This window comes from Luteibacter sp. P4_E6 (genome assembly GCF_056401535.1).
Map to the genome: position 1 here is coordinate 1 of NZ_JBFUJE010000354.1, position 4,070 is coordinate 4,070.

4 protein-coding genes are annotated in these 4,070 nt (G+C 64.3%); 3 read left to right on the forward strand and 1 reads right to left on the reverse strand.

Translation table 11 applies throughout. The features are described 5' to 3' along the window. Positions 1 to 897: molybdopterin-synthase adenylyltransferase MoeB (gene moeB, locus AC1DT2_RS16990; protein WP_477297642.1), on the forward strand; the 897-nt coding region annotated here is incomplete at its 5' end. An 18-nt stretch (positions 898 to 915) separates the two neighbouring features. Here moeB and AC1DT2_RS16995 read toward each other — a convergent pair. Further along, on the reverse strand, positions 916 to 1,500 hold the full coding sequence (locus AC1DT2_RS16995; protein WP_477297643.1) for a GNAT family N-acetyltransferase: 585 nt from the start codon (positions 1,498 to 1,500) through the stop codon (positions 916 to 918). Between the two features lie 80 nt (positions 1,501 to 1,580). Here AC1DT2_RS16995 and folD point away from each other — a divergent pair, with 80 nt between their 5' ends. Together folD and guaB are read left to right on the forward strand one after the other, a co-directional pair. Further along, positions 1,581 to 2,435: a bifunctional methylenetetrahydrofolate dehydrogenase/methenyltetrahydrofolate cyclohydrolase FolD gene (folD, locus tag AC1DT2_RS17000; protein ID WP_213947307.1), complete on the forward strand. Its 855-nt coding sequence runs from the start codon at positions 1,581 to 1,583 to the stop codon at positions 2,433 to 2,435. Between the two features lie 58 nt (positions 2,436 to 2,493). Further along, a complete protein-coding gene (gene guaB, locus AC1DT2_RS17005; RefSeq protein WP_063571355.1) occupies positions 2,494 to 3,954 on the forward strand; it encodes an IMP dehydrogenase in 1,461 nt (486 codons plus the stop codon). The last annotated feature ends 116 nt before the right edge of the window (positions 3,955 to 4,070 follow it).

Sequence of the window (4,070 nt, forward strand, 5' to 3'; positions counted from 1 at the left end):
GCCCTGCAGCGTATGGGCTATCGGAGCGTCTCATCCGTTGCGGGTGGCGTTGGCGCCTGGAAGGCTGCCGGCTTGCCGGTGGTTGCTGGTTCGCTCGATGCCGACGCCGCCGAGCGGTACGCACGCCAGGTCTTGCTGCCGCAGGTGGGCGAAGCCGGGCAGGCGAGGCTGGCCGATGCCCGCGTGGCCGTGATCGGAGCGGGTGGACTCGGTGCGCCCGCGCTGCTCTACCTGGCCGCGGCCGGCGTCGGTCATATCACCATCATCGACGATGATCGTGTCGAGCGCTCCAACCTGCATCGTCAGGTCGTCCATGCGGATGCCCGCGTCGGCATGAGCAAGGTCGAGTCCGCGCGGATGACGCTTGCTGCGTTGAACCCCCGTATCCACGTGCGCGCCGTGAACGAACGCCTGCGTGCGGACAACGTGGAAGCTCTGATTGGTGACCACGAGGTGGTCATCGACGGCGCCGACAATTTCGCGACGCGCTACCTCCTGGCTGCCGCGACACGCCGGCTCGGCATCCCCATGGTCTACGCGGCGATCGAGCGATTCACGGGGCAGGCGAGTGTGTTCGATCCGCGCCGCGAGGATTCGCCGTGTTATCGCTGCCTGTTCCCCGAGCCGCCCGCCGCAGCGGACGCGCCGAACTGCAGCGAAGCCGGCGTGCTCGGCGTGCTGCCGGGCCTGGTTGGGCTGGTGCAGGCGACCGAGGCGATGAAGCTGATCCTGGGTATCGGTCAGCCTCTCGTCGGACGGTTGCTCACGTATGACGCCCTCGGCATGCGTTTTCGCGAACTGACGTTGAAGCGCGATCCGGCATGCCCGGGATGCAGCCGCGACGCCCGGTTTACCGGTTACGTCGACCTCGAGCGAATGTGTGCAGCGGCGGGGTAGGAACCGAGGCATCGGCTCCTACACGAGCAGGTCGCTGGGAATGACGGAGTACATGGCTGCGTCTACTGATTTACCTTTTAAAACAAGTCGGTTACGTAACATTCCTTCGAATGTACCTCCGATGCGTTCAGCTGTTCTGCGACTCGCCAGGTTGTCGTGCGCGACCACGATCTCAAGGCGCGAAATGCCTACCGTTTCGAAGGCAAAGCGAGCGGCAAGTCGGCCTGAATGACCTGCAATACCAGTACCTTGTGCTGACTCTCTCACCCAATACCCGAGGTTCGCCAGGCGATGCTCGCGGTTGAAGTGATTGACTCCCATGCCGCCGAGGATGGCGTCGGTGCTGGCGTCGACGATGAGCATTTCGAAACCCTCGCCGAGGAGCCACGCCTGCCGGCATATACCGATCCAGTTGTCGGCCGCCGGGGTGTCATAGGAACTCGTGCACCAGTCTTGCCAGCGACCGACAGTCGAAACCGACTCACGTACGGCGTCGGCAAGGCTCGGCGCATCGGCCATGYGATGTGCGCGGAGGCTGACGACGCCGTCGGTGAGGTCGTGCGGATAGGGCAAGGTATCTAGAGTCATGCGGGAAGTATGCACGCCTCCGGTTCCGCGGACCCGGCTATCTACGCATGCGGCTTTGCAGCGATAATGTCTCGTTTTCGCAGGGCAGATCCTTCATGACCGCACGCATCCTCGACGGCAAACGCATCGCCCACGAACTGCTCGAGCACATCGGGCGGCGGGTCGCCAAGCGCGTTGCCGAGGGTCGACGGAAGCCCGGTCTCGCGGTGGTGCTGGTTGGCGAGGATCCGGCCTCCGCGGTTTACGTAAAGAACAAGCGTAAGGCCTGCCAGCAGGTGGGCTTTGAGTCGTTCGGCTACGACCTGCCGGCGACGACGACTCAGGAAGAGCTGTTCGCTCTCATCGACAATCTCAATGCCGACCCCGCCGTCCACGGCATCCTCGTGCAGTCTCCGTTGCCGGACCATATCGACGAAGACGCGCTGGTCGATCGCATCGACCCGGGTAAGGATGTCGACGGGTTCCAGGCCGTGAATGTGGGACGCCTTGCGCTGCGTCGTTTCGGTCTGCGTCCGTGTACGCCCAAGGGCGTCATGACCTTGCTTGGGCATACCGATCATCCGGTCCGCGGACGCCACGCCGTGATCGTGGGGGTGTCCAATCACGTCGGTAGGCCGCTTGCACTTGAGCTTCTAATTGCTGGCTGTACAGTGACTTGCTGTCACAAGTTCACGCAAAATCTCGAAGGATTTGTCGGTCAGGCGGACATCCTCGTCGTCGCGGCCGGCAAGCCGGGGCTGGTCAAGGGTGAGTGGGTCAAGCCGGGCGCCGTGGTCATCGATGTCGGTATCAATCGGCTCGAGGACGGACGGTTGGTCGGCGACGTCGAGTTCGCGCCCGCCGCCGAGCGGGCGTCGTGGATCACTCCCGTGCCGGGCGGCGTTGGCCCGATGACCGTGGCGACCTTGATGGAGAATACGCTCGAGGCGGCTGAGGCCATCGACGCGTAGTGTCGTTTTGTTGCAACGCACGGTATAATGCCGCGATTTACTCGCGGGACTAATGCTCATGCGCATCCTTGCTGAGGCACTCACTTACGACGACGTGTTTCTGGTACCCGGCCACTCCACGGTCATGCCTCGCGACGTGGACACTTCGACGCGCTTCACGCGCGGTCTGCGCCTGAATATCCCCATCGTGTCCGCTGCCATGGACACCGTCACCGAGGCCCGCCTCGCCATCACCATGGCGCAGAACGGCGGCATCGGCATCATCCACAAGAACATGACCCCGCTGCTCCAGGCCGCTGAAGTACGCCTGGTGAAGAAGTTCGAAGCCGGCGTCATCCGCAGCCCGATCACGGTGCGCCCGGATACCTCGATCGGCGAAGTCATGGCGCTGACCCGCGCACACAACATCTCCGGTGTGCCGGTGGTCGACGGCGAGAAGCTCGTCGGCATCGTCACCAGCCGCGACCTGCGCTTCGAGCGCAAGCACGACGACCCGGTCCGCAACATCATGACCCGGGAAGACCGCCTGATCACGGTGAAGGAAGGCGCTTCGCACGACGAAGTGCTGGAACTGCTGCACCGCAACCGCATCGAGAAGGTCCTCGTCGTCAACGACGGCTTCCAGCTCCGCGGCCTGATCACGGTCAAGGACATCCAGAAAGCCCGCGACAACCCCAACGCCGCCAAGGACTCCCACGAACGCCTGGTGGTCGGTGCGGCCGTCGGCGTCGGTGGCGATACCGAACAGCGCATCGAAGCGCTGGTCGATGCCGGCGTGGACGTGATCGTGGTCGATACCGCCCACGGCCACTCGCAGGCGGTCATCGACCGTGCGGGCTGGGTCAAGAAGCATTACCCGCACGTCCAGGTCATTGCCGGCAACATCGTCACGGGCGAGGCGGCGCGCGCGCTGCTCGGCGCCGGTGTCGACGCGGTCAAGGTCGGCGTGGGTCCGGGCTCGATCTGCACCACCCGTATCGTCACCGGTATCGGCGTGCCGCAGATCACTTCGATCGACCTGGTGGCCACGGCCCTCAAGGGTGAGATCCCGCTGATCGCCGACGGTGGCATCCGCTATTCGGGCGACATCCCCAAGGCGCTTGCCGCCGGCGCGTCCTCGGTCATGCTCGGCTCCATGTTCGCCGGCACCGAAGAGGCACCGGGCGAAGTCGAGCTGTTCCAGGGCCGTTCGTACAAGAGCTACCGCGGCATGGGCTCCATCGGCGCCATGCAGCTCGGCTCGAAGGATCGCTACTTCCAGGACGAAGCCGACGCCGACAAGCTCGTGCCGGAAGGCATCGAAGGTCGCGTGCCGTACCGTGGCCCGCTGCACAACATCATCCACCAGATGATGGGCGGCCTGCGTGCCTCCATGGGTTACATGGGCGCGGCCAATATCGACGAGATCCACGAGAAGGCCCAGTTCGTGAAGGTGACCGGTGCCGGTGTGCGCGAAGCGCATCCGCACGACATCCAGATCACGAAGGAAGCGCCGAACTACCGCCTGACCGACGCCTAAGGCGCTCGCTCCAGGTGACCCAGGACGCCCGCCGCAAGTGGGYGTTCTGCTTTTTCAGACTTTCGAACTGCAGGCTGCCCCGATGACCGACATCCATAGTGACAAGATCCTCATCC